At 70.3% G+C, this 22150-nt stretch carries 23 protein-coding genes and 1 pseudogene; 12 read left to right on the plus strand and 12 right to left on the minus strand.

What is annotated here, in order from left to right; all coding sequences use genetic code 11:
* Positions 1–20: 20 nt before the first annotated feature.
* Entirely contained in the window at positions 21–695 is a 675-nt protein-coding gene (locus SLUN_RS26130; protein WP_108154940.1) for an O-methyltransferase, read from the minus strand.
* A gap of 131 nt (positions 696–826) precedes the next feature.
* On the opposite strand from SLUN_RS26130, the gene sigE reads away from it, so the two are divergent.
* The 5 genes from sigE (at position 827) to SLUN_RS26155 (ending at position 5745) form a co-directional block, all read left to right on the plus strand.
* Complete coding sequence (gene sigE / locus SLUN_RS26135; protein ID WP_175259034.1) at positions 827–1594, plus strand: RNA polymerase sigma factor SigE; 768 nt, start codon at positions 827–829, stop codon at positions 1592–1594.
* Positions 1591–2559: an anti-sigma factor family protein gene (locus tag SLUN_RS26140; RefSeq protein WP_108152256.1), complete on the plus strand. Its 969-nt coding sequence runs from the start codon at positions 1591–1593 to the stop codon at positions 2557–2559. The genes sigE and SLUN_RS26140 overlap by 4 nt, the downstream gene beginning before the upstream one ends.
* Before the next feature lie 94 nt (positions 2560–2653).
* Complete coding sequence (locus SLUN_RS26145) at positions 2654–4345, plus strand: trypsin-like peptidase domain-containing protein (RefSeq protein ID WP_108152258.1); 1692 nt, start codon at positions 2654–2656, stop codon at positions 4343–4345.
* 138 nt (positions 4346–4483) lie between these two features.
* On the plus strand, positions 4484–4930 hold the full coding sequence (locus SLUN_RS26150) for a sec-independent translocase (protein ID WP_108152261.1): 447 nt from the start codon (positions 4484–4486) through the stop codon (positions 4928–4930).
* A 119-nt stretch (positions 4931–5049) separates the two neighbouring features.
* The gene (locus tag SLUN_RS26155) at positions 5050–5745 is read left to right on the plus strand and encodes a hypothetical protein (protein WP_217505898.1); all 696 of its coding nucleotides are present in this window, start codon (positions 5050–5052) and stop codon (positions 5743–5745) included.
* Between the two features lie 114 nt (positions 5746–5859).
* Here the strand turns inward: SLUN_RS26155 and SLUN_RS26160 are convergent, their stop codons facing one another.
* The 3 genes from SLUN_RS26160 to SLUN_RS26170 are packed head-to-tail and all read right to left on the minus strand — an operon-like array spanning position 5860 to position 8939.
* Complete coding sequence (locus SLUN_RS26160) at positions 5860–6993, minus strand: Mrp/NBP35 family ATP-binding protein (protein WP_108152265.1); 1134 nt, start codon at positions 6991–6993, stop codon at positions 5860–5862.
* Between the two features lie 43 nt (positions 6994–7036).
* Positions 7037–7633: a DUF1003 domain-containing protein gene (locus SLUN_RS26165; protein ID WP_175309760.1), complete on the minus strand. Its 597-nt coding sequence runs from the start codon at positions 7631–7633 to the stop codon at positions 7037–7039.
* Complete coding sequence (locus SLUN_RS26170) at positions 7626–8939, minus strand: magnesium transporter MgtE N-terminal domain-containing protein (RefSeq protein ID WP_108152267.1); 1314 nt, start codon at positions 8937–8939, stop codon at positions 7626–7628. The genes SLUN_RS26165 and SLUN_RS26170 overlap by 8 nt, the downstream gene beginning before the upstream one ends.
* A 192-nt stretch (positions 8940–9131) precedes the next feature.
* On the opposite strand from SLUN_RS26170, the gene SLUN_RS26175 reads away from it, so the two are divergent.
* Entirely contained in the window at positions 9132–9896 is a 765-nt protein-coding gene (locus SLUN_RS26175; RefSeq protein ID WP_108154942.1) for a hypothetical protein, read from the plus strand.
* Between the two features lie 67 nt (positions 9897–9963).
* Here SLUN_RS26175 and SLUN_RS26180 read toward each other — a convergent pair whose 3' ends face one another.
* Together SLUN_RS26180 and SLUN_RS26185 are read right to left on the minus strand one after the other, a co-directional pair.
* A complete protein-coding gene (locus SLUN_RS26180; RefSeq protein ID WP_108152269.1) occupies positions 9964–10476 on the minus strand; it encodes a hypothetical protein in 513 nt (170 codons plus the stop codon).
* Positions 10477–10489: 13 nt separating this feature from the next.
* The gene (locus tag SLUN_RS26185) at positions 10490–11605 is read right to left on the minus strand and encodes a magnesium and cobalt transport protein CorA (protein WP_108154943.1); all 1116 of its coding nucleotides are present in this window, start codon (positions 11603–11605) and stop codon (positions 10490–10492) included.
* A gap of 414 nt (positions 11606–12019) precedes the next feature.
* On the opposite strand from SLUN_RS26185, the gene SLUN_RS26195 reads away from it, so the two are divergent.
* The 4 genes from SLUN_RS26195 (at position 12020) to SLUN_RS26210 (ending at position 15074) form a co-directional block, all read left to right on the plus strand.
* Complete coding sequence (locus SLUN_RS26195) at positions 12020–12604, plus strand: suppressor of fused domain protein (protein ID WP_108152271.1); 585 nt, start codon at positions 12020–12022, stop codon at positions 12602–12604.
* A gap of 171 nt (positions 12605–12775) precedes the next feature.
* Positions 12776–13414: a DUF6758 family protein gene (locus tag SLUN_RS26200; protein WP_108152272.1), complete on the plus strand. Its 639-nt coding sequence runs from the start codon at positions 12776–12778 to the stop codon at positions 13412–13414.
* Positions 13415–13543: 129 nt separating this feature from the next.
* A complete protein-coding gene (locus SLUN_RS26205) occupies positions 13544–14407 on the plus strand; it encodes a PHP domain-containing protein (protein WP_108152274.1) in 864 nt (287 codons plus the stop codon).
* A 61-nt stretch (positions 14408–14468) separates the two neighbouring features.
* Entirely contained in the window at positions 14469–15074 is a 606-nt protein-coding gene (locus SLUN_RS26210) for a MarC family protein (RefSeq protein WP_108152276.1), read from the plus strand.
* A 94-nt stretch (positions 15075–15168) separates the two neighbouring features.
* On the opposite strand, the gene SLUN_RS40100 is transcribed toward SLUN_RS26210, so the two are convergent.
* A complete protein-coding gene (locus SLUN_RS40100; RefSeq protein WP_170146607.1) occupies positions 15169–15321 on the minus strand; it encodes a DUF8834 family protein in 153 nt (50 codons plus the stop codon).
* 311 nt (positions 15322–15632) lie between these two features.
* On the opposite strand from SLUN_RS40100, the gene SLUN_RS26220 reads away from it, so the two are divergent.
* Positions 15633–16466: an NYN domain-containing protein gene (locus tag SLUN_RS26220; RefSeq protein WP_371413925.1), complete on the plus strand. Its 834-nt coding sequence runs from the start codon at positions 15633–15635 to the stop codon at positions 16464–16466.
* A gap of 18 nt (positions 16467–16484) precedes the next feature.
* Here SLUN_RS26220 and SLUN_RS26225 read toward each other — a convergent pair.
* A pseudogene (locus SLUN_RS26225) lies at positions 16485–17322 on the minus strand (alpha/beta fold hydrolase).
* Between the two features lie 107 nt (positions 17323–17429).
* Complete coding sequence (locus SLUN_RS26230; RefSeq protein ID WP_108152282.1) at positions 17430–19517, minus strand: DEAD/DEAH box helicase; 2088 nt, start codon at positions 19515–19517, stop codon at positions 17430–17432.
* 298 nt (positions 19518–19815) lie between these two features.
* Here SLUN_RS26230 and SLUN_RS26235 point away from each other — a divergent pair, with 298 nt between their 5' ends.
* The gene (locus SLUN_RS26235) at positions 19816–20541 is read left to right on the plus strand and encodes a ferritin-like fold-containing protein (protein ID WP_108154945.1); all 726 of its coding nucleotides are present in this window, start codon (positions 19816–19818) and stop codon (positions 20539–20541) included.
* A 111-nt stretch (positions 20542–20652) separates the two neighbouring features.
* Here SLUN_RS26235 and SLUN_RS26240 read toward each other — a convergent pair whose 3' ends face one another.
* The 3 genes from SLUN_RS26240 to SLUN_RS26250 form a co-directional block, all read right to left on the minus strand.
* Positions 20653–20922: a hypothetical protein gene (locus tag SLUN_RS26240; protein WP_108152284.1), complete on the minus strand. Its 270-nt coding sequence runs from the start codon at positions 20920–20922 to the stop codon at positions 20653–20655.
* Between the two features lie 160 nt (positions 20923–21082).
* A complete protein-coding gene (locus SLUN_RS26245; RefSeq protein ID WP_170146608.1) occupies positions 21083–21310 on the minus strand; it encodes a DUF3107 domain-containing protein in 228 nt (75 codons plus the stop codon).
* Positions 21311–21462: 152 nt separating this feature from the next.
* Complete coding sequence (locus SLUN_RS26250; RefSeq protein WP_108152288.1) at positions 21463–22104, minus strand: TetR/AcrR family transcriptional regulator; 642 nt, start codon at positions 22102–22104, stop codon at positions 21463–21465.
* Between the last annotated feature and the right edge of the window lie 46 nt (positions 22105–22150).

A 22150-nucleotide genomic window follows, 5' to 3' on the forward strand; every position in this document is an offset into this window, starting at 1 on the left:
GCACCCGTCGGCGAATCCGGTCAGCGGCGTACCGCGCACAGCAGGCCGTCGCCCACCGGCAGCAGCGACGGCAGCAGCTCCTGGCTTTCGCGCACCGTGCGCAGCAGCTCTCGCAGCCGCAGGACCTCGGCCGGCTGGGCCGCCGAGTCGACCGTGCGGCCGTCCGCGAAGACGCCCTCGAAGCAGACGAGCCCGCCTGGTCGCAGCAGGCGCAACGATTCAGCGAGATAGTCCAGCGACTCCATCCGGTCGCCGTCGCAGAAAACGAGGTCGTAACCGCCGTCCGCGAGCCGCGGGAGTACGTCGAGGGCGCGGCCGGGGATGAAACGCGCCCGGTTCCCGGCGAAGCCGGCCGCGCGGAAGGCCTCCTTGGCGAACTGCTGCCGGTCGGGCTCCGGGTCCACGGTCGTCAGTACGCCGTCGGGCCGCATGCCCTGCAGCAGATAGATCCCGGAGACACCCGTCCCCGTACCGACTTCGGCCACCGCCTTCGCGTCAGCGGTGGCAGCCAGCAGTCGCAGCGCTGCGCCGGTGCCTGGGGACACCGAGGGGAGCCCTGACTCCCGGGCCCGGTCACGGGCCCAGCGGAGCGTGTCGTCCTCGGCGACAAAGGCGTCGGCGAACGCCCAGCTCGTCTGCCGGTTGGCGGTAATGACCCTCTCCTGTCCCCGTAGTTGGCGCGACGCTGACTGTATCCGCTGCACCGGGAACCCGCAGATGGGACCGGGCGTTATGGAAGGACAGGGGGAAACGCATGATTCAGGGCCGGAAGCGGCACCCAAATTCGCGTAAAGATTCTTATCCGGAGCTAACGGGCGAGGTGGCTATGGTAGGGGCTCCGCTGGACACCACCAGAGCCGACAGGGGAGGTGCGGCTGCACCTGCGGATCGGAGAGGAGTGCTGAAGCGCTTTCTCAGGTCGGCGGGTGAGCCGAGATCCGTGACCGACATTGCTGACAGTTCTCGCTCGACCGACTCCGCAGCTACCGCGACCTTCGCATCGGATGCGGAATCGCAGGCGTGGACGCCTCCCACCTGGGAGGAGATCGTCAGCACGCACAGCGGCCGGGTCTACCGCCTCGCCTACCGTCTGACGGGCAACCAGCACGACGCCGAGGACCTCACCCAGGAGGTCTTCGTCCGCGTGTTCCGCTCGTTGTCGACGTACACCCCCGGCACCTTCGAGGGCTGGCTGCACCGCATTACCACCAACCTTTTCCTGGACATGGTCCGCCGCAAGCAGCGCATCCGTTTCGACGCGCTCGGCGACGACGCCGCCGAGCGGCTGCCCAGCCGCGAGCCGTCCCCGCAGCAGGTCTTCAACGACACCCACTTCGACGCGGATGTGCAGCAGGCGCTGGACACCCTCGCGCCGGAGTTCCGCGCCGCGGTGGTGCTCTGTGACATCGAGGGACTGTCGTACGAGGAGATCGCCGCGACGCTCGGCGTGAAGCTCGGCACCGTCCGCAGCCGGATCCACCGTGGCCGGTCCCATCTGCGCAAGGCCCTGCAGCACCGTTCCCCGCAGGCTCGCGCGGAGCAGCGCACGCTGGCGGGTGTGGTCGGCCTGGCAGGGGAGGGCGGAGCGGCGTGAGTGGTTCAAGTCCCACCCCTGCGGAGCAGCACCTGGGGGACCGGCTCGCCGCGCTCGTCGACGGCGAACTCAAGCATGATGTCCGGGACCGGGTGCTGGCCCATCTCGCCACCTGTCCCAAGTGCAAGGCCGAGGCCGACGCCCAGCGCCGGCTGAAGAACGTCTTCGCGCACACCGCCCCGCCGCCGCCCTCCGAAGGGCTGCTCGCGCGGCTCCAAGGGCTGCCCGCGGGACCCGGAGGTGACGACGACGGCCGGAGTGGACCTTTCGGCGGGGGACGAGTCGCCGACGGGGTCTTCGGCGCGCTGAGTCCTTCCGCGGGACATGGACGCGACCCCAGGTCGGAGACCTTCGGCTATGTACCGGCGGGCGCGCACGCGACTGTGCTCCCCGGCGGTTCCGGTGGCTTCCGTATCCATGACGTCGGTCGTACGGACGCGGAGCGCTCACCCTGGCGCGGGCGGAGGTTCGCCTTCGCGGCGGCCAGCGCGGTGTCCTTCGCCGCGATCGCCCTGGGCGGCGCGATTCCGCTGGACGCCTCGGTGCAGGCCGGCCCCAGGGGCGAGGGCGCGGGGAACAACGTCACACCCCTGCGGACCGCGACCCCGACCGCGGGCGGGGCCGGTGTGAACACCGGCCTGAACTCCGGCTCGGGCACCGGGACGAGCGCCGTCAGGAGCGCGGAGACCGAGCGCCGCCGCGGCGGCGCCCTGGCCAGGTCGGACGACCGTCAGGACATCGCCGGCGCACCGAGCCTGCTCGCCCCGGCGGCGCCGCCGCTGGTCCACCCGTTCCTCGTCTCACCCCTGGTCAACTCCTCGTCGTCCCTGGCGCCGCTGATACGTCCCACGGGCTCGGCGTTCCAGCTCGCGACGACCGCCGGATTCACCCCGTCCGCCGCACCTGCCCCCACCCACCTCGCAGCACCGACCCAGCCCGGTCGGTCCCTCTCGTCCCGGCGCTGACCAGGCCCCTGCGTAGAGATTCGCAAACCTGGTTGAATCCTCTGAGGGGTGCCCCACGGGGGTGCCGCAGTGGTCGGCAGTTTGCGGGGAGAGCATGGACGACGGGAAGCCCACCGGACCCAAGGCGAAGTGGTGGAGCCGGCCCAGTGCGGGACGTGCGACCCACTCCGAGCCGGAGGCGACGGCACAGGTGTCGGAGCCCGAGGTGACGGCGCAGGTGTCGGAGCCCGAGGTGACGGCGCAGGTGTCGGCGCCCGAGGAGACCGAGTTGACCGCGGTGACGGCGGAGCTGCCTCCTGTGCAGTCGCCGGCGCCGTCCCCGGTTCCGGTGCAGGGCGGCAGCCCGCAGCCGTTGCACGAGCCCGATGCGTACAGCACGCCGCCGTACGGCGGACCCGGGCCGTGGGCGCCGGCACCTCCCGTACAGCGACCGATGCCCACTCCGGCGCATGGCACGCCCGTACCGCCGGCCTACCCCGGCCCGAACGGCGCGGCGGCCGACGCCCCGGCCGGTGCCGGCAGCGGCGGCGGGTACGCCCCACCGCCCCCGTCGGGACACCAGCCGCAGCCTCGGCCCGAGGACCGGCCGCAGCCGCTGAACTCGCTCTGGCTGCAGTACGACCCCTGGAACACCCCCGTACAGCCGCTGACCCACCCCGGCGCGCCCGTCAGGAAGAAGAACCGCCGCGGGTCACTGCTGGCCGGGGCGGTCCTGCTGGCGCTCGTCGCCGGAGGCATCGGCGGCGGCATGGGCGCCTACATCGAGCGCAACGGCGGCATCACCAGCGTCGAACTCCCGCAGGCGGCCAAGGACAACGGCGACCGCGCCCCCGACAGCGTCGCCGGCATCGCCGCCAGCGCCCTGCCGAGCGTGGTCACCCTCCATGTCAGCGGCAGCGGCGAACAGGGCACCGGCACCGGCTTCGTCCTCGACCAGCAGGGCCACATCCTCACCAACAACCATGTCGTCGATCCGGCGGGCTCGTCCGGCGACATCTCCATCACCTTCAGCGGCGGCGAGACCGCCAAGGCGACCCTCGTCGGCAAGGACAGCGGCTACGACCTCGCCGTCGTCAAGGTCACCGGCGTCTCCGGACTCAAGCCGCTGCCGCTCGGGAACTCCGACAGCGTCCAGGTCGGTGACCCCGTCGTCGCCATCGGAGCGCCCTTCGACCTCCAGAACACCGTGACCTCCGGCATCATCAGCGCCAAGGAGCGCCCCATCACGGCGGGCGGCGAGAAGGGCGACGGCAGCGATGTCAGCTACGTGGACGCGCTGCAGACCGACGCCCCGATAAACCCCGGCAACTCCGGCGGCCCGCTGGTGGACACCAAGGCCCGGGTCATCGGCATCAACAGCGCGATCCGCGCCGCCGACAGCGGCGCCGGCCCCGAGGGCGCCCAGGCCGGCTCCATCGGACTCGGCTTCGCGATCCCCATCAACCAGGGCAAGCGCGTCGCCGAGGAGCTCATCAACACCGGCAAGGCCACCCACCCCGTGATCGGCGTCAGCCTCGACATGAAGTACACGGGCGACGGCGCGCGCGTCGGCGTCAAGGGCAAGGACGGCACCGCGGCGGTCACCCCCGGCGGCCCCGGCGCCAAGGCGGGGATCAAGCCCGGAGACATCATCACCAAGGTCGACGGCCAGCGGGTGCACAGCGGCGAGGAGCTGATCGTCAAGATCCGCGCCCACCGCCCGGGCGACAGGCTGGAGCTGACCCTGGTCCGCGGTGGCCGTGAACGGAAGATGTCACTGACACTCGGTTCCGCGGACGGCACATGACGTACGGCAAAACGGCCGCGGTACCGGTCGGCGCACCGGCCGCCGGAAGGTACCGCGCGGACAGTTTCGGCGGGTACCGTGGATCGGGCCCGGACCCCATCCGGCCTGCGGGCAGCAGAGAACACGAGGAGCAGCAGGGTGTTCAATGACATAGGCGCACTGGAGCTGGTGGCGCTCGTGGTGCTCGCCGTGCTCGTCTTCGGCCCCGAAAAGCTGCCGAAGGTCATCCAGGACGCCACGCGCTTCATCCGGAAGGTCCGCGAGTTCTCCGAGAGCGCGAAGCATGACATCCGCAGCGAACTGGGGCCGGAGTTCAAGGACTTCGAATTCGAGGATCTCAACCCCAAGACGTTCATCCGCAAGCAGCTGGACGAGAACGAGGACCTGAAGGAACTCAAGGAGCTCCGCAGCAGCTTCGACCTCAAGAAGGAGATCAACGAGGTCGCCGACGCGGTGAACGGCAAGGACTCCGACACGTCCGTCCCGGCCGCCGTCAACGGCTCCCCCGGCACCCCCGACCTGCTCAAGAAGCGCGAAAACGTCGATCGGGACGAGCGACCGCCCTTCGACGCAGACGCCACCTGAGTACCGTCAATCCCTCCGAGCCGGGACGAGGTGGCTATTCTCCATCTGTCCGGACGTGAGGACGCCCGAGGGGGGCGGGTCCGCTCCGGGCCTCGGAGACAGAGGAGGCGGCCGGGTAGATGGAGACGACAAGTCGGCTAGCGGCGCAAGGAACGGTCAGCGATTCTCCTGCCCCTGGCGGGGAGAACCCGCTCACGGCGCAGCGAGTGTCAGCGGCTCAGCGTGCGGTCGACGGATTCCTGCGCGCGTCCTTCCCCTGGTACGGACTGGACGAGGCCTTCACAGGGCCGCGACGCCTGATGCAGGTCGGCACCGCGGCGGACGGCACGGTCCAGCACGGCGCCATGGGCCACGGCGACGAGCCGTCGATACGGTCGGAGGCGGGCGGCGCGGGCGCGGAGAAGGAGCGCTTCGCCGTCGTCGTCACGGTCGCTGCGAGCCCCGTACGGCGCAGCGGCGACGGTACGGGTGTACTGGACGCCACCACGGTCTCCTCGGCGGCCTGGCTGGCCGGCTCGGGCCTGCTGGCGCACACCTGGCCCGCCCAGCTGGACCACTCGCTGCGTGACGACTGGCTGGAACAGCAGACCGAGACGGCGTTCGAGCTGGCCGACGATCTGGCCGGACCGGCCTGGTCGATGCTCTCGCTGCCGGTCGACGGCGTGCCGACGCCCTTCCACTACCGCGAGTCGGAGTTCGGGTGGGTGCTGGCGGGACCGACGGGCGGAGGGGTGCATGTGGGCGCGTACGGGCGGGGGATGAGCGCGTACGGCCTTGGCTTCTCCGCGGTCAAGGACCTCGGCGCGTACGTGTAACAGGGCCCCGCACGCCCTTCGTGCATGTCCTCAAGCGCCGGACGGGCTGACCTTGTCAGCCCGTCCGGCGCTTGAGGCGCGGGGCTCGGGGCGGAGCCCCGGCAAGAGCTCGCGTCAGAACTTGTTGCGCGGGGTGATCCCCAGCGACATGCCGGACAGGCCCCGCGCCCGCCCGCCCAGTTTGCCCGCGATCGACCGCAGCGCCGCCCCCGCCGGTGAGTCCGGGTCCGTGAGCACGACGGGCTTGCCCTCGTCGCCGCCCTCCCGCAGCCGTACGTCGATCGGGATCGAGCCCAGCACCGGCACCAGCGCGCCCGTGGTCCTGGTGAGGCCGTCCGCGACCCGCTGACCGCCGCCCGTGCCGAAGACGTCGACGATCTCGTCGCAGTGCGGACACGGCAGGCCCGCCATGTTCTCGACGACGCCCACGATCTTCTGGTGGGTCTGCACGGCGATCGATCCGGCCCGCTCGGCGACCTCGGCCGCAGCTTGCTGCGGGGTCGTCACCACCAGGATCTCGGCGTTCGGCACCAGCTGAGCCACCGAGATCGCGATGTCACCGGTGCCCGGCGGCAGGTCGAGCAGGAGCACGTCCAGGTCGCCCCAGTACACATCCGCGAGGAACTGCTGCAGCGCGCGGTGGAGCATCGGACCGCGCCACACCACGGGCGCGTTGCCCGGGGTGAACATGCCGATCGAGATGACCTTCACGCCGTGCGCCGACGGCGGCATGATCATGTTCTCGACCTGGGTCGGACGGCCGTCCGCGCCCAGCATGCGCGGCACCGAGTGACCGTAGATGTCCGCGTCGACGACACCGACCTTCAGCCCGTCGGCCGCCATCGCCGCCGCCAGGTTCACGGTGACGGAGGACTTGCCGACGCCGCCCTTGCCGGAGGCCACCGCGTACACCCGGGTCAGCGAGCCCGGCTGGGCGAACGGCACCTCGCGCTCGGCGGTCCCGCCGCGCAGCGAGCTCGCGAGCTCCTTGCGCTGCTCGTCGCTCATCACATCCAGCGTGACGTCGACGCGCGTGACGCCGTCGAGGCGCGCGACCGCGTCCGTCACGTTCTTGGTGATCGTCTCGCGCATCGGGCAGCCGGAGACGGTGAGGTACACCGTGACGGCGACCGTGCCGTCCGCCCCGATCCCGACTGATTTGACCATGCCGAGTTCGGTGATCGGTCGGTTGATCTCGGGGTCGTTCACCGTCGCCAGTGCTTCAAGCACCGCGTCTTCCGTAGCCATACCGACGATGGTACGGCGCTGACTACCGCCCCCGGAAAGAGCGTCAGCGGTCGCCTTCGTCACGCCGGTGGGAGGGGTCGGCCGGGAATAGGGCGCGCTGCTCCACCATCTCCTTCACCAGGTCCTGGAGTTCGGAGCGGATCCAGTCCCGGGTGGCGACCTCGCCGAGGCCCATCCGCAGCGCCGCGATCTCCCGGGTGAGGTATTCGGTGTCCGCGATGGACCGCTCGTTCTGCTTGCGCTCCTGCTCGTGGGTGACCCGGTCCCGGTCGTCCTGCCGGTTCTGTGCCAGCAGGATCAGCGGGGCGGCGTACGAGGCCTGCAGCGACAGCATCAGGGTCAGAAAGATGAAGGGGTAGTGGTCGAAGCGCAGATCAGCGGGTGCGGAGACGTTCCAGACGACCCACATGATGATGATCACCGTCATCCAGACGATGAACCGTCCCGTTCCCAGGAGGCGGGCGATCCGCTCCGAGAAGCGGCCGAAGGCCTCGGGGTCGTACTCCGGCAGCCGACTGCGTCGAGGGGCGCGCGGCTGGTCGAGCCGGACCCGGTGGCGCGGCACCGCGCTGGCCCCGACGGGCACGCGCTCCCTCTGCTCGCCGCGCTCGGTCAGCCCGTGCTCGCTGCCGCTACCCACGGGCCGACCCTTCGGACTCCTCGGATCCCCCGGACCCGGCGGACTTCTCGTGCGCCAACTCGTCGAACTCCGTCTCCCGCCAGTCGTCCGGCAGCAGATGGTCGAGTACGTCGTCGACGGTCACCGCCCCAAGCAGTGAACCGATCTCGTCCACGACCGGGGCCGCCACCATGTTGTACGCCGCGAGATAGCTGGTGACCGCGGACAGCGGGGTGTCCGGCGCCAGCGGCGGCAGATCGCTGTCCACGATCGAGCTGACCAGCGTGAACGGCGGATCCCGCAGCAGCCGCTGGAAATGCACCGTACCCAGGTACTTACCGGTCGGCGTCTCGTCCGGCGGCCGGCACACGTACACCTGCGCGGCGAGCGCGGGGGAGAGATCCTGCTGGCGTACACGCGCCAGGGCATCCGCGACCGTCGCGTCGGGCCGCAGCACGATCGGTTCGGTGGTCATCAGGCCACCCGCCGTCCGCTCCTCGTACGCCATCAGCCGCCGTACGTCGGCGGCGTCGTCAGGACGCATCAGCATGAGCAGCCGCTCCTTGTCCTCCTCCGGCAGTTCGGAGAGCAGGTCGGCCGCGTCGTCCGGGTCCATCGCCTCCAGGACGTCCGCCGCGCGCTCCTCCTTGAGCTTGCCGAGGATCTCCACCTGGTCGTCGTCCGGCAGCTCCTCCAGTACGTCGGCGAGCCGGTCGTCGTCGAGGGCCGCGGCGACCTCGCCGCGGCGCTTCGGCGACAGATGGTGCAGCACATTGGCGAGGTCGGCGGGGCGCAGCTGCTCGAAGGTCGCCAGCAGGCTCTCGGCGCCCTGCCCCTGCTCCTCCAGCGAGAAGCCGGTGACCGCCGACCACTCGACGGTCAGGGTCTCGCCCTTGCGGCGCAGCGCCCCGGGCTTGCCCTTCCGTACGAAGACCTTGTCGATCTCCCAGTCACGGCGGGCCGGCAACTGCTGGATCGAGACATCGAGGACGGTGGCCTCCTCGTCGGTCTCCACGAGGCGTACGCGCCGGTCCAGCAGCTCGCCGAGCACCAGCCGCTCGGTCGGGCGCTGCTCGAAACGGCGCATGTTGAGTACGCCGGTGATGATGACCTGTCCGGACTCGACGCCGGTCACGCGGGTCATGGAGACGAAGATCCGGCGGCGGCTGAGCACCTCGACGACCATGCCGAGCAGCCGCGGCGGGCGGCGGCCGATCCGGAGCATCGCGACGAGGTCGCGGACACGGCCCACCTGGTCGCCCTGGGGGTCGAAGACCGGCACACCGGCGAGGTGCGAGACGAAGATCCGAGGCGCGCCTGCCGCCATGCTCCGCGCCTCCTCCGCGTAGGGAAAATTGCCCGTGAATGCCGCTGTTCGAGGGCTTCAGGCTAGCCCGTGACGTTCCGTGCCGCCCTGGCTGGCGTCCGTACGGCTCCCTGCTGAGCGACGCGCCCGGCCCGGGTACGCTGCCGTCTGCCATCCAAGACTCATGACCCGCAGATGAGAGGCAGTGCGTTGGTGACTCCCCTCCCCCCGGCAACCCGAGCCCGCCGTGCCGCGCTCCCCGTGGCGCTGTGCGCCGGGCTGACCGCGATGCTCACGGCATGTGGCGAGGATCCGGACGCGGGGACCAACGGCGTCGGAAAGCTCTCCGCCACGGAGATCGAGACGAAGGCGCGCGCGACGGCGGACGCCGCGGTGTCGGTACGGCTCTCCGGGACGCTGGTCAGCAAGGGCGGGACGTACAAGCTCAACATGCGGCTCAAGCACGACGGCGGCACCGGCTCCGTCACCTCGAAGGACAACACCTTCGAGGTGCTGCGGGTCGGCAAGGCGCTCTATCTGAAGGCCGACGCGGGCTTCTGGAGCGGCGGGGACGGCAAGGGGGACGAGGAGCCCAGCGAGACGGACGCGGAGGCGGCGGGCAAGCTCGACGACAAGTATGTGAAGGTGCCGGAAGGGGACCCGGCGTACAACCAGTTCCGCGGCTTCACGGACATGGATGTGCTGCTCGAAGGCCTGCTGGGGATGCAGGGCGAGCTGAGCAAGGGCGACCGGACCCAGGTGGGCGGCGTCCGCACGATCAAGGTCCTCGGCGGCGAGGGCGAGGGCGGCACGCTGGACGTCGCGCTTGTGGGAAAGCCGTACCCACTGCAGTTCGCGCGGGCGGGCGGCGCGGGGGTGCTGACGCTGGGGGACTGGGACAAGGACTTCCCGCTGGCGGCGCCGTCCAAGGACGAGACGGTGGACTACGGCCGCCAGCTCCCGAAGACCAGCGACTGACGCTTTCCCTGGGGCTCCGCCCCAATCCAGCCCGTCCGGCGATTGAGGACAAAGCCCGTACGGCGGGCTAGCCGCGCTTCTTCTTGCGCTTCAGCAGCAGCCGCGGCAGCGCCGCCGGCATGGGGCCACGGGTGGTCGCAGGCGTCGGCAGCGGCGGCGCTGACAGAGAGGCCGTCGGGAACTCCGTCGTCGCGGCCCCCGGCTCCAGCCGCAGCACCCGGCACTCCCGCGCCCACCGCTCCGTCATCTGTTCCGCGTCAGGGGCGTTGAGGCGCTTGCCCTTGAGTTCGGCGACGGCCGACTCCCAGGCCTCGGAGTGCGGCTCCAGTTCGCTCACCGCCGCCGTCCAGACGATCAGCCGGCCGCCCTTGTCCTTGCTGCGCACCGTGACCTCTGCCGTGCCGCCGGCGACCAGCTGCGGCAGCGGCTGCTCGCCGGGCCCGTCGCCGATGACAAGGGCCGCGCCCTCGTGCCACACGTGCCACAGGGCCCGCGCCGGGCCCCCGCCCCGCACCCAGATGAGGCCGGACTTCTTCGTGGCCTCCTCGACGAGCGCCTGGGAGAGCCGCAGATCTGTCATGCCCGCAGCCTATCTACAGCCAGCCGTTGCGCTTGAGGGTGCGGTGAATCGCGAGACAGACGCCGATGATGCCGGTGAGCACCATGGGGTACCCGTACTTCCAGTGCAGTTCCGGCATGTGGTCGAAGTTCATGCCGTACACCCCGCAGACCGCCGTCGGCACGGCGATGATCGCCGCCCACGAGGTGATCTTGCGCATGTCCTCGTTCTGCGCGACCGTCGCCTGCGCCAGATTCGCCTGGAGGATGGAGTTCAGCAGCTCGTCGAAGCCGATGACCTCCTCGTGCACCCTGGCCAGGTGGTCCGCCACATCGCGGAAGTACTTCTGGATGTCCGGGTCGACCAGCCGCATCGGCCGCTCGCTGAGCAGCTGCATCGGCCGCAGCAGCGGCGACACGGCCCGCTTGAACTCCAGTACCTCGCGCTTCAGTTGGTAGATCCGCCCGGCGTCGCTGCCGCGCGTGCTGCCCTTCGCGGGCGCGGAGAAGACATCGATCTCGACCTCGTCGATGTCGTCCTGCACGGCGCCCGCCACCGCGATGTACCCGTCGACGACATGGTCGGCGATCGCGTGCAGAACCGCCGACGGCCCTTTGGCCAGCAGTTCCGTGTCCCTCTGCAGCCCGTGCCGCAGCGCCCGCAGAGAGCCCTGGCCGCCGTGCCGCACCGTGATGACGAAGTCATGTCCGGTGAAGCACATCACCTCGCCGGTCTCGACGACCTCGCTGGTGGCCGTGAGCTCGGCGTGCTCGACGTAGTGGATCGTCTTGAAGACGGTGAACAGCGTGTCGTCATACCGCTCCAGCTTGGGCCGCTGGTGCGCGTGGACCGCGTCCTCGACCGCCAGCGGGTGCAGCCCGAACTCCGCGGCGATACCCGCGAATTCGGCCTCCGTCGGCTCATGCAGCCCGATCCACGCGAAGCCGCCGCCCTCGCGCACCCGCAGCATCGCCTCGTGCGGCGTCTGGCAGGACTCGCTCTCGACGCGCTGCCCCTCGCGGTAGACGGCGCAGTCGACGACCGCACTCGAGGCGGAAGGATCACGGGTGGTGTCGTACGTGTTGTAGGGGGTGTTGCTCTTGCGCAGGGACGGACGGACCGCATCGCGCAGGTCACGGATCATCGACATGGCGGGCTCCTTCACGGAGAGGCCGTCGGCGAGTGGCGTGGCACAGCCCGGAATGAGGACGTGATGCGTACGTCCGCAAAGCGGGCGGCACCGCGGGATTCGCGGTGACGGCGTTCGCTACAGACAGGCAAAAACGAAGTGCTCTTCCGTCGTGCGAAATGCCATGGGCCCCGTGGGGGAAGGCCTCAGATCACAGAGGAAAGGTGCCGTGCGGAAGAGCGGTTGGTACTGACCGGTCGACTTCGATCCACCGCAGCCCCACCTCCTCCAGCCGGTCCCCCGTAAGGGACGACGTGTCGTCGGGACTCGAGAGCAACGCTTCTGCGTGCCATCCCGACCAGCGGCCAAGAGTATCAGCCGACTGAGGGCCAATCCCTTGGTTTGCCCGTTCCATACGCGCTTTATGCTCGCGACATGGAAGATGTTCTTGCTCTGGTCGAGGCCCGGCTCCGTACGGCACTGGGCGAACCGGACGCGCGCGCAGCGGTGACCTTCCTCGGTACGGACCGTATCGAGGTGCTCCGCTTCATGGACGGGGACATCGTGCGGTACGTGACTCTCGGGATGTCCGCACACCCCATGACGGACCCCACCGCTGCCCTGGCCGACCCGGTGAAGGGCCCCCGCGCGGAGATGCTCCTCTCCGTACGGGCGGGGCTCGCCGAGACCGACAAGGTGCTCCGCCCGCTCGCCGTGCTGGCCGCGTCACCGCAGGTCGAGGGTGTGGTCGTGGCGCCAGGCGCCTCGCTGGACGTCGGCGATCCGCTCTGGCCGGCCGCGCCGTTCAGCTCGGTGCTGGTCGCGGAGCCGGGCGGTCTGGTGGAGGACCTGGAGCTGGACGCGCCGATGGATCCGGTGCACTTCCTGCCGCTGCTGCCGATGACGTCGAACGAGGCCGCGTGGAAGCGGGTGCACGGGGCCCAGGAGCTTCAGGAGCGGTGGCTGACGCACGGCACGGACCTGCGCGATCCGCTGCGCAGGTCCGTAACTCTGGGCTGACAGGACCTGGTTGGCGATGTTGGTCTTCTTCGCCAGATCGTTGCGCTATGCAAGCAATAAGTTAGGTGCCCTAATAAATGCAAGCAACATCTGCTCTTGGCTGCCGCGAGCACACGCCGGACGGGTGATCGTCCTTGACGCGACCACGTCCGGGGAGGACCGTTGGGCGCTATGAGGGGCGAACCCAGTTGCCCGAAGTGCGGTGGCCGGGTGAGGGCGCCCGGTCTCTTTGCCGACTCCTGGCAGTGCGATGTGCACGGGCCGGTGCACCCGCTGCAGCCGGTCATCCCGCCCAGCGTCGAGGCCCTCGGTGTGGTCGTGCACCGCGCGAAAGTCCCTGTCTGGATGCCCTGGCCGCTGCCCGTCGGCTGGCTCTTCACCGGTGTCGCGTACGCGGGGGACGACCGCAGCGGTGGCCGCGCCACAGCCGTGGCCTGCTCGGGACCGGGACCCCTCGGCGGAATCGGTGAACTGCTGCTCGTCGCCGAGGAGTTGGGAGTGGGTCTCGGGGCGCGTTACGCCGGGACGGACGGACCCGACCCGGGTCCGCACATCTGCGTCGACAAACCCCCGCAGACCAAGGTGCTCGCAGCCGGCCGCCCCACGCCGCTGTGGCACGTGGCCGACGCCCCCGAGGACCGCGCGGTCTTCGCGGGCGAGGCGCGCGGCCTGTGGCTGTGGGCGATCGTCTGGCCCGAGCAGTCCGGGCTGCTGATGTACGACGAACTGGTGCTGACCGATCTGCGGGGCGCGGGCGCCGAGGTGGAACTGCTGCCGTGCGGGGCGCTGTCGCCGCGGCTGCTGTCCTGAGCCTGGCCGCCCCGAGCCTGGCGCCCACCGCCCCGAGCCTGGCGGCTGCCGACCTGAGCCGGCACTGTTCGATTCGCCGGTACACTTGACCGTCCCTCTGACCCCCTTCCGGCCCTGGAGTCACGCGTCGTGCGCATCGATCTGCACACCCACTCCACGGCGTCGGACGGTACGGACACTCCCGCCGAGCTGGTACGTAACGCCGCCGCGGCCGGGCTGGACGTCATCGCGCTCACCGACCACGACACGACCCGCGGCCACGCCGAGGCGATCGCCGCGCTCCCCGAGGGTGTGACTCTCGTCACCGGCGCCGAGCTCTCCTGTCGTATCGACGGCGTGAGCCTGCACATGCTCGCCTACCTCTTCGACCCCGACGAGCCCGAGCTGCTTGCCGAGCGTGAGCTCGTACGGGACGACCGGGTGCCGCGCGCCCGGGCGATGGTGACCAAGCTCCAGGAGCTGGGTGTCCCCATCGAGTGGGGTCAGGTGGCCCGTATCGCCGGAGACGGCTCGGTCGGCCGCCCGCACATCGCCACCGCGCTCGTCGAGCTCGGAGTCGTACCGGACGTCTCCGCGGCCTTCGCGCCCGACTGGCTCGCCGACGGCGGCCGGGCGTACGTGCAGAAGCACGAGCTGGACCCCTTCACGGCGATCCGCCTGGTCAAAGCGGCTGGCGGCGTCACCGTCTTCGCGCACCCGCTCGCCGTCAAGCGCGGCCGTACGGTGCCCGAGACCGTGATGGCCGAACTCGCGGCCGGCGGCCTCGACGGCATCGAGGTCGACCACATGGACCACGACGAGCCGACGCGTGCCCGGCTGCGCGGTCTCGCCGCCGACCTGGGGCTGCTGGCCACCGGGTCGAGCGACTACCACGGCAGCCGCAAGACCTGCGAGCTCGGCGAGTACACCACCGACCCGGAGATCTACGGCGAGATCACACGCCGCGCGACCGGCGCGTTCCCGGTGCCCGGCGCCGGCGGACGCCGCTCGTAGGGCCTGCGGGCCCCAACCCCACGTCCCTCTGTACGACTCCTCTTCGCGCTAGGCCCTCACTGTGTTCGACACTGCCATTTTCGGCTCCCTCTTCCTCACCCTTTTTGTGATCATGGATCCCCCCGGGATCACCCCGATCTTCCTCGCCCTCACCTCGGGCCGCCCCGCCAAGGTGCAGCGCCGGATGGCCTGGCAGGCGGTGGCCGTCGCCTTCGGCGTGATCACCGTCTTCGGCATTCTCGGCCAGCAGATTCTGGACTACCTGCACGTCTCCGTGCCCGCGCTGATGATCGCGGGCGGTCTGCTTCTGCTGCTCATCGCGCTCGATCTGCTGACCGGCAAGACGGACGAGCCCCAGCAGACCAAGGACGTGAATGTCGCGCTCGTACCCCTGGGCATGCCGCTGCTGGCGGGTCCCGGCGCGATCGTTTCGGTGATTCTCGCCGTGCAGCACGCGGACGGCGCCGGCCAGCAGGTCTCGGTGTGGGCGGCGATCGTCGCGATGCACGTCGTGCTCTGGCTGACCATGCGCTACTCGCTGCTGATCATCCGCCTGATCAAGGACGGCGGTGTGGTGCTGGTGACCCGGCTGGCGGGCATGATGCTCTCCGCGATCGCCGTGCAGCAGATCATCAACGGCATCACGCAGGTCATCCAGGGTTCCTGAGAACCGCGCCGGACGCACTGCGCCCCCGTACGGATCGTCCGTACGGGGGCGCAGTGCGTTTGTGCGTCACATCGCGTCGTCAAGCTTTCAGGTGTTACAAGGCCGCGATTTCGGCCGGTCGGATATAGATGCGCTGGCCGATCGAAGCGGCCTGCTGCACGATCCGGTTGACGGAGGCGGCGTCCACGACGGTGCTGTCCACGGCGGTGCCGTCGACGTCGTCGAGTCGCATGATCTCGAAGCGCAAGGCTTCTCCCTTCGTCTGATCCTCCTGCTGGAGAACTACGGGCGACGGATGTCCGTCTGTGTTCCGTACGTGTTCAACGGGATGCATCCTGCAAACATTCCCTACGCTAAGGAAATTTTTCGAATGCCTAACTACTGGCGGGTAGTGGCGCGGACACGGAGAATGAGCACCGTATGAACGAGCACCGTGTGAAAGACGCAGAGACCGATGCAGAGACCGAAACAGTGACCGACGCGCAGACCCACTCGGAGAGCGACGAGCTCGGCGAGATCAGCGCCCGCCTCGAGCGCACCAATGAGCTGCTTCAGCGGATGCTCGCCGAGGTCGCCAAGACCCCTTCGACCCACGCCATCTTCGTGGACGCGGGTTACGTCTATGCTGCGGCCGGGTTGCTGGTGACGGGCACCGAGGACCGGCGCTCCTTCGACCTGGACGCGGAGGGGATGATCGAGGCCTTCATCGACAAGGCCCGCACGATCTTCGCGGACAGCAGACTGCTGCGCGTGTACTGGTACGACGGGGCCCGGCGCCGTATCCACACCGCTGAGCAGCAGTCGATCGCGGAGCTCCCGGACGTCAAGGTGCGCCTCGGCAACCTCAACGCGAACAACCAGCAGAAGGGCGTCGACTCACTTATCCGTACGGATCTGGAGTCGCTCGCCCGGCACCGCGCGATCAGCGACGCCGCGCTGGTGGGCGGCGACGAGGACCTGGTCTCGGCGGTCGAGGCGGCGCAGGGGTACGGGGCGCGGGTCCATCTGTGGGGCATCGAGGCGTCGGACGGGCGCAATCAGGCCGAACCGCTGCTGTGGGAGGTCGACAGTCAGCGGACCTTCGACCTGGACTTCTGCCGGCCGTACATCACGCGCCGCCCGGTCACGACGTACGAGAACGAGGGCGCGCCGCCGCCGTCGCGGGACGAGGTGCGCTTCGTGGGCGCGCAGATCGCGGCGACATGGCTGGCGGAACGGGGCCGGGAGACGATGGCGGAGCTGCTGCCGGGCCATCCGTATCTGCCCGGCCCCGTGGACCAGGACCTGCTGATCGAGGCGGAGCGGGTGCTGCAGCGGTCGCTGCGGGGGCACGCCGTGCTGAGGCGGGCGCTGCGGGACGGTTTCTGGCAGCACCTGCAGTCCCAGTACTGACCGATGGACCACGGACGGTCAGTGCTGATCCCAGAAGGTGATGAGGGCTGCCGCCGTTTCGAGGGGGCGGTCGGTGTTGGGGGAGTGCTCGGCGCCGGTGATCACGGTCCGGTGCGCGTGGAGCCGCTGCGCCATCGTGTCCAGCAGTGGTACAGCCCAGGTGTCGTCCCGCTCGCCGGACACCACATGCTTGGGCAGCGGCTGTACGGCGGCGAGCTCGTCGACCCGGTCCGGCTCGACGGTCAGTTGGCGGCCGGTGGCGATCAGCTGAGCGGGGTTGTGGCGAAGCCAGCGCCTGCGGAGTTCCTCGCCGTCGGTGTCGGCGTCCTCGGGCGGGTCGAGCGCCTTCATGGCCGCCCAAACCTGATCCATCCCCATCACGGCGAGGGCGTCGCTGAGGAGTTTGACCTTCTGCTGCTGGGCCGGCGAGATCTGGGCGGGCCCGGAGGACATGAGGGTGAGGGTCGTGAAGGGGGCGGCCTCCAGGAGGACGGCGGCGCGGGCGACCTGCCCGCCGAGGGAGTGCCCCAGAAGATGCACAGGCCCGCCGACGGCCTCGGTCTGGGCGAGTACGTCCCGGGCCAACTCGCCCTGGGCATACGCCTGTTGGTCATCCGGGCCGTCGCTCTCGTACTGCCCACGCCCATCGATGGCGACGGCACGGTAACCGGCCTCGGCGAGAGGCTCGAGCAGCGCGATGAAGTCCTCCTTGCTCCCGGTGAACCCGGGCAGGAGCAGGGCGGTGCCTTTGACGACCCCGGCGGGCCGCGCATCGAGCACGGCGAAAGAGCCGCGCGAGGTGGCGAGGGTGAGGGGACGGGCGGAGGGGCGGGCTGAAGGTGGGCGGCCGACTCATGCGACGAGGCTAACTGGGGTGGGGCGGGCGGGGTTCGGCCTCGGGCGTGGTGCACGATCGCCGGATGGCGCCCTTGCGGGAGCCGGGCCATCCGGGGTGCCAGTGCGTCAGCTTTCGGGCTGGGCGGCCTTCGGCGCGCGGGTGCGGCGGCGGGGCTTCGTCTCGGCCTCGGTCTCCGTCGCCACTGCCTCGACCGTTTCGACGGCCTTCGCAGCGCGCGTACGGCGACGGGGCTTCGTCTCCGGCTCCGTGGTCGCATCGGGCGCCTCGGCCGTGGCCTTGGCCACCCGCGTGCGGCGACGGGGCTTGGCCTCCGGCTCGGTCTCGGTCGCCACTGCCTCGACCGTGTCCACGGTCTTCACGGCGCGGGTGCGGCGACGCGGCTTCGTCTCGGCCTCGGGCTCGGCCTCGACCTCCGTCGCGACCGTGTCGACGGCCTTCACCGCACGCGTACGGCGACGCGGCTTCGTCCCGGGCTCCGGGTCCTCCGTGAGCTCGACGGTCTCCACGGCCACCGTGTCCACGGCCACCGTGTCCACGACCGCCGTCGCCCCGGCCGGGGCCGACGCTCCCACGCGGGTGCGGCGACGGCGTCGCGGAGTGCGCGGCTCCGTCACCAGCTCCGCGGCGTCCGTCGTGGGCTCCGGGGACGTCACCGCCTCCGTGGCCTCGACGCCGTCCGGCGTCGAACCGCCGCGGGTGCGGCGGCGCTGGCGCGGGGTACGGGTGCGCTCCGGGCGCTCCTCGCGGACCGGGGACGCCGACGACGACTTCCGGCCGCGGCCGCCCGTCTCGCCCAGGTCCTCGACCTCCTCGGCGCGCAGACCCGCACGGGTCCGCTCGCCACGGGGCAGTACGCCCTTCGTGCCCGCCGGGATGTTCAACTGCTCGAACAGGTGCGGGGACGTGGAGTACGTCTCGACCGGGTCCGGGAACTTCAGGTCGAGCGCCTTGTTGATCAGCTGCCAGCGCGGGATGTCGTCCCAGTCGACCAGCGTGACCGCGATGCCCTTGGCGCCCGCGCGGCCGGTGCGGCCGACGCGGTGGAGGAACGTCTTCTCGTCCTCCGGCGACTGGTAGTTGATGACGTGCGTGACGCCCTCGACGTCGATGCCACGGGCGGCGACGTCGGTGCAGACCAGCACATCGACCTTGCCGTTGCGGAAGGCTCGCAGCGCCTGCTCACGCGCGCCCTGGCCCAGGTCGCCGTGGACCGCGCCGGAGGCGAAGCCGCGCCGCTCGAGCTGTTCGGCGATGTCCGCCGCAGTCCGCTTCGTACGGCAGAAGATCATCGCGAGCCCGCGGCCCTCGGCCTGCAGAATGCGCGAGACCAGCTCCGGCTTGTCCATGGAGTGGGCACGGAAGACGTGCTGCGTGGTGTTGGCGACGGTCGCGCCCTCGTCGTCCGGCGAGGTGGCGCGGATGTGCGTCGGCTGCGACATGTAGCGACGGGCGAGGCCGATGACCGCACCCGGCATGGTCGCCGAGAAGAGCATGGTCTGGCGCTTGGCCGGAAGCATGTTGATGATCTTCTCGACGTCGGGCAGGAAGCCTAGGTCGAGCATCTCGTCGGCCTCGTCGAGAACGAGCGCGCGCACATGCGACAGGTCCAGCTTGCGCTGGCCGGCCAGGTCGAGCAGTCGGCCGGGGGTGCCGACGATCACGTCGACGCCCTTGCGGAGCGCCTCGACCTGGGGCTCGTACGCGCGGCCGCCGTAGATCGCCAGAACGCGGACGTTACGGACCTTGCCGGCGGTCAGCAGGTCATTGGTGACCTGCTGGCACAGCTCGCGGGTGGGGACGACCACCAGCGCCTGTGGGGCGTCGGTGAGCTGCTCGGGCGTCGCCCGGCCGGCCTCGACGTCCGCGGGGACGGTGACGCGCTCGAGGAGCGGCAGGCCAAAACCGAGCGTCTTGCCGGTGCCGGTCTTGGCCTGGCCGATGACGTCGGAGCCGGAGAGCGCTACGGGGAGCGTCATCTCCTGGATGGGGAACGGGGACAGGATGCCGACGGCCTCAAGGGCCTCGGCGGTCTCGGGAAGGATCCCAAGATCCCGGAAAGTCGTAGTCAGGGTGCTGCCTCTTCTGTGAGACGCGGCACGAGGCGAACGAGGGGGGTCGTACCGCACCTGGGTACTGGGCCGGCCGTGGATTGGCCGGATGGCGCGGGACCACTGCCTTCGCTCGAGCGTCATGCCGCTGAGGGGGCCCCTCATCTTGCGGTCGCACGCAACTGTGCGCACGGTCCACGCGGAGGGCGGTCGGGTCGGAGCCGATCGGGCCACCGACCGGGCATCCTCAAGGGGGCTCTGGGGAGCAAATCCCCCAGTCATACACTGGGATCGCCCGCCGAGTATTCGAAACGCTCAGCAGGCGCATTACCACTGTACCCCGGAATCGCGCATGTGTGTTGGGTGAATTCGTAGGAACCGCGGTACGGGCATGGCTGACCAGGCCCTTCCGCCTCGCGATGAGCGGGCTATTGTGCGCTTCATGGAGACGCCTGACAACGCCACTGAAGAGACCGGAATCGCCGCCCAGGACTGGGCCACGGCATCCGCCGACCCCCAGTACCGCGCCGCCGTGGTGGATCTGCTGGGCGCGCTCGCGTACGGCGAGCTCGCGGCCTTCGAGCGGCTCGCCGACGACGCCAAGCTCGCGCCGACGCTGAGCGACAAGGCCGCGCTGGCGAGGATGGCCTCCGCCGAGTTCCACCACTTCGAGCAGTTGACGGACCGGCTGACCGTCATCGACGCCGAGCCGACCGCCGCGATGGAGCCCTTCGCGCAGGCCCTGGACGACTTCCACCGCCAGACCGCGCCGTCCGACTGGCTGGAAGGCCTGGTCAAGGCGTACGTCGGCGACTCGATCGCCAGTGACTTCTATCGCGAGGTCGCGGCCCGTCTCGACACCGACACCCGCGCCCTCGTGCTGGCGGTGCTCGACGACACGGGCCACGGCAACTTCGCCGTCGAGAAGGTGCGCGCCGCGATCGAGGCCGAGCCGCGGGTCGGCGGACGCCTCGCGCTGTGGGCCCGCCGTCTGATGGGCGAGGCGCTCTCGCAGGCGCAGCGGGTGGTTGCGGACCGCGACGCGCTCTCCACGATGCTCGTGGGCGGCGTGGCGGGCGGTTTCGACCTCGCGGAGGTGGGCCGGATGTTCTCGCGGATCACCGAGGCGCACACCAAGCGCATGGCCGCCCTGGGCCTCGCGGCCTAGGCCGGTCTTGCCGGGCTCGAGCGGCTCGATGACTCGCTGAAGCTGCTCACTGAAGCGGCTTCTTCGGGTTCTCGGCAGGCGGCTTCCCGGCAGACTGCTCGTCGTGCGTGCTCAGAAAGGGAACGCGCGACGCAGCCGTCGGGTCGAGGGCCGGATCAGCAGCGAGAGCAGTACGGCTCCGATCGCCACCGCCCCCACCAGTGTCGCCAGCAGGTGGCCGGGGCCGAGGGCCGCGTGTGTGACATACGCGCCGAAGACGGCGCCGAGCGTGCCTGTGGTGAAGACCACGCGGCGCGCCGGGAGACGTTCGGACAGATGACGGGCTGCGGCCCAGGCAAGGGCGAGTCCGAGCAGGACTGAACCGAGCGTTTCCAAGAGCACTGCTGATCACCTCACGGACGCCGGTGCGGGCAAATCGGTCGTAGCCCGTACTACCCGTGGCTCACCGAATACAACCCTCTGCGAACAGGGGAAGAGGGCCCGGCGGGGAATCCCGCCGGGCCCTCTTCCGTCCTGTTCTGCTCCGGTTGCTTGCGACGCCCTACAGAGCGCCGAAGCCCACGCGCCGGGTCGCCGGCTCGCCGATCTCGACGTACGCGATCCGGTCGGCCGGTACGAGGACCTTGCGGCCCTTGTCGTCCGAGAGGCTGAGCAGCTGCGCCTTGCCGGCCAGAGCGTCAGCCACCGCGCGCTCGACCTCCTCGGCGGACTGCCCGCTCTCCAGAACGATCTCCCGGGGCGCGTGCTGCACGCCGATCTTGACCTCCACGGCTATGTCCCTCCGAACGGTCAGCGTTGCGCGGTCAACCGCGCTGTACGCAGCACACATTAGCCCGGCCGGCGGACGGGGCAGGCGTCCCCGGGGAACGCCAGGAGCGAACACCCCCGCGCCACCCCTTGGCCACGCCTCGGTGCTGCTCGCTAGTGCTGCTCGCTGCCGTGCAGCGGGAAGCCCGCGATACCCCGCCACGCCAGGGAGGTCAGCAACTGCACCGCCGTGTCGCGCGGAATGCCGGAACTGCTGGAGAGCCAGTAGCGGGCGACCACCTGGGAAACCCCGCCGAGCCCCACGGCCAGCAGCATGGACTCTTCCTTGGACAGGCCCGTGTCCTCGGCGATCACGTCGCAGATCGCCTCGGCGCACTGCAGCGAGACCCGGTCCACGCGCTCGCGCACCGCGGGCTCGTTCGTCAGGTCCGACTCGAAGACCAGGCGGAAGGCCCCGCCCTCGTCCTCGACGTACGCGAAGTACGCGTCCATCGTCGCGGCGACGCGCAGCTTGTTGTCGGTCGTCGACGCCAGCGCCGTACGGACCGCCAGCAGCAGCGACTCGCAGTGCTGGTCGAGCAGGGCCAGATAGAGCTCCAGCTTTCCCGGGAAGTGCTGGTAGAGCACGGGCTTGCTGACGCCGGCCCGCTCCGCGATGTCGTCCATGGCGGCCGAGTGGTAACCCTGAGCCACGAATACTTCCTGGGCCGCGCCCAGGAGCTGGTTCCTGCGGGCTCGGCGTGGCAGGCGTGTGCCCCGCGGGCGCGCCGCCTCTGTCTGCTCGATGGCTGTCACGCCGCCTCCCAAAATTCGTTCCGTGCGCAATGCGCCGCGCCGCCAT

Origin of the sequence: Streptomyces lunaelactis (assembly GCF_003054555.1) — a bacterium.
In the GTDB taxonomy this organism is placed as follows: domain Bacteria; phylum Actinomycetota; class Actinomycetes; order Streptomycetales; family Streptomycetaceae; genus Streptomyces; species Streptomyces lunaelactis.

Bases quoted from the DNA above. Each gene is read 5' to 3' on its own strand.
- sigE (WP_175259034.1), top strand. From the start codon at position 827: ATGGTAGGGGCTCCGCTGGACACCACCAGAGCCGACAGGGGAGGTGCG.
- SLUN_RS26145 (WP_108152258.1), top strand. From the start codon at position 2,654: ATGGACGACGGGAAGCCCACCGGACCCAAGGCGAAGTGGTGGAGCCGG.
- SLUN_RS26155 (WP_217505898.1), top strand. From the start codon at position 5,050: ATGGAGACGACAAGTCGGCTAGCGGCGCAAGGAACGGTCAGCGATTCT.
- SLUN_RS26160 (WP_108152265.1), bottom strand. From the start codon at position 6,993: ATGGCTACGGAAGACGCGGTGCTTGAAGCACTGGCGACGGTGAACGAC.
- SLUN_RS26170 (WP_108152267.1), bottom strand. From the start codon at position 8,939: ATGGCGGCAGGCGCGCCTCGGATCTTCGTCTCGCACCTCGCCGGTGTG.
- SLUN_RS26180 (WP_108152269.1), bottom strand. From the start codon at position 10,476: ATGACAGATCTGCGGCTCTCCCAGGCGCTCGTCGAGGAGGCCACGAAG.
- SLUN_RS26185 (WP_108154943.1), bottom strand. From the start codon at position 11,605: ATGTCGATGATCCGTGACCTGCGCGATGCGGTCCGTCCGTCCCTGCGC.
- SLUN_RS26195 (WP_108152271.1), top strand. From the start codon at position 12,020: ATGGAAGATGTTCTTGCTCTGGTCGAGGCCCGGCTCCGTACGGCACTG.
- SLUN_RS26200 (WP_108152272.1), top strand. From the start codon at position 12,776: ATGAGGGGCGAACCCAGTTGCCCGAAGTGCGGTGGCCGGGTGAGGGCG.
- SLUN_RS26220 (WP_371413925.1), top strand. From the start codon at position 15,633: ATGCTCGCCGAGGTCGCCAAGACCCCTTCGACCCACGCCATCTTCGTG.
- SLUN_RS26230 (WP_108152282.1), bottom strand. From the start codon at position 19,517: ATGACGCTCGAGCGAAGGCAGTGGTCCCGCGCCATCCGGCCAATCCAC.
- SLUN_RS26235 (WP_108154945.1), top strand. From the start codon at position 19,816: ATGGAGACGCCTGACAACGCCACTGAAGAGACCGGAATCGCCGCCCAG.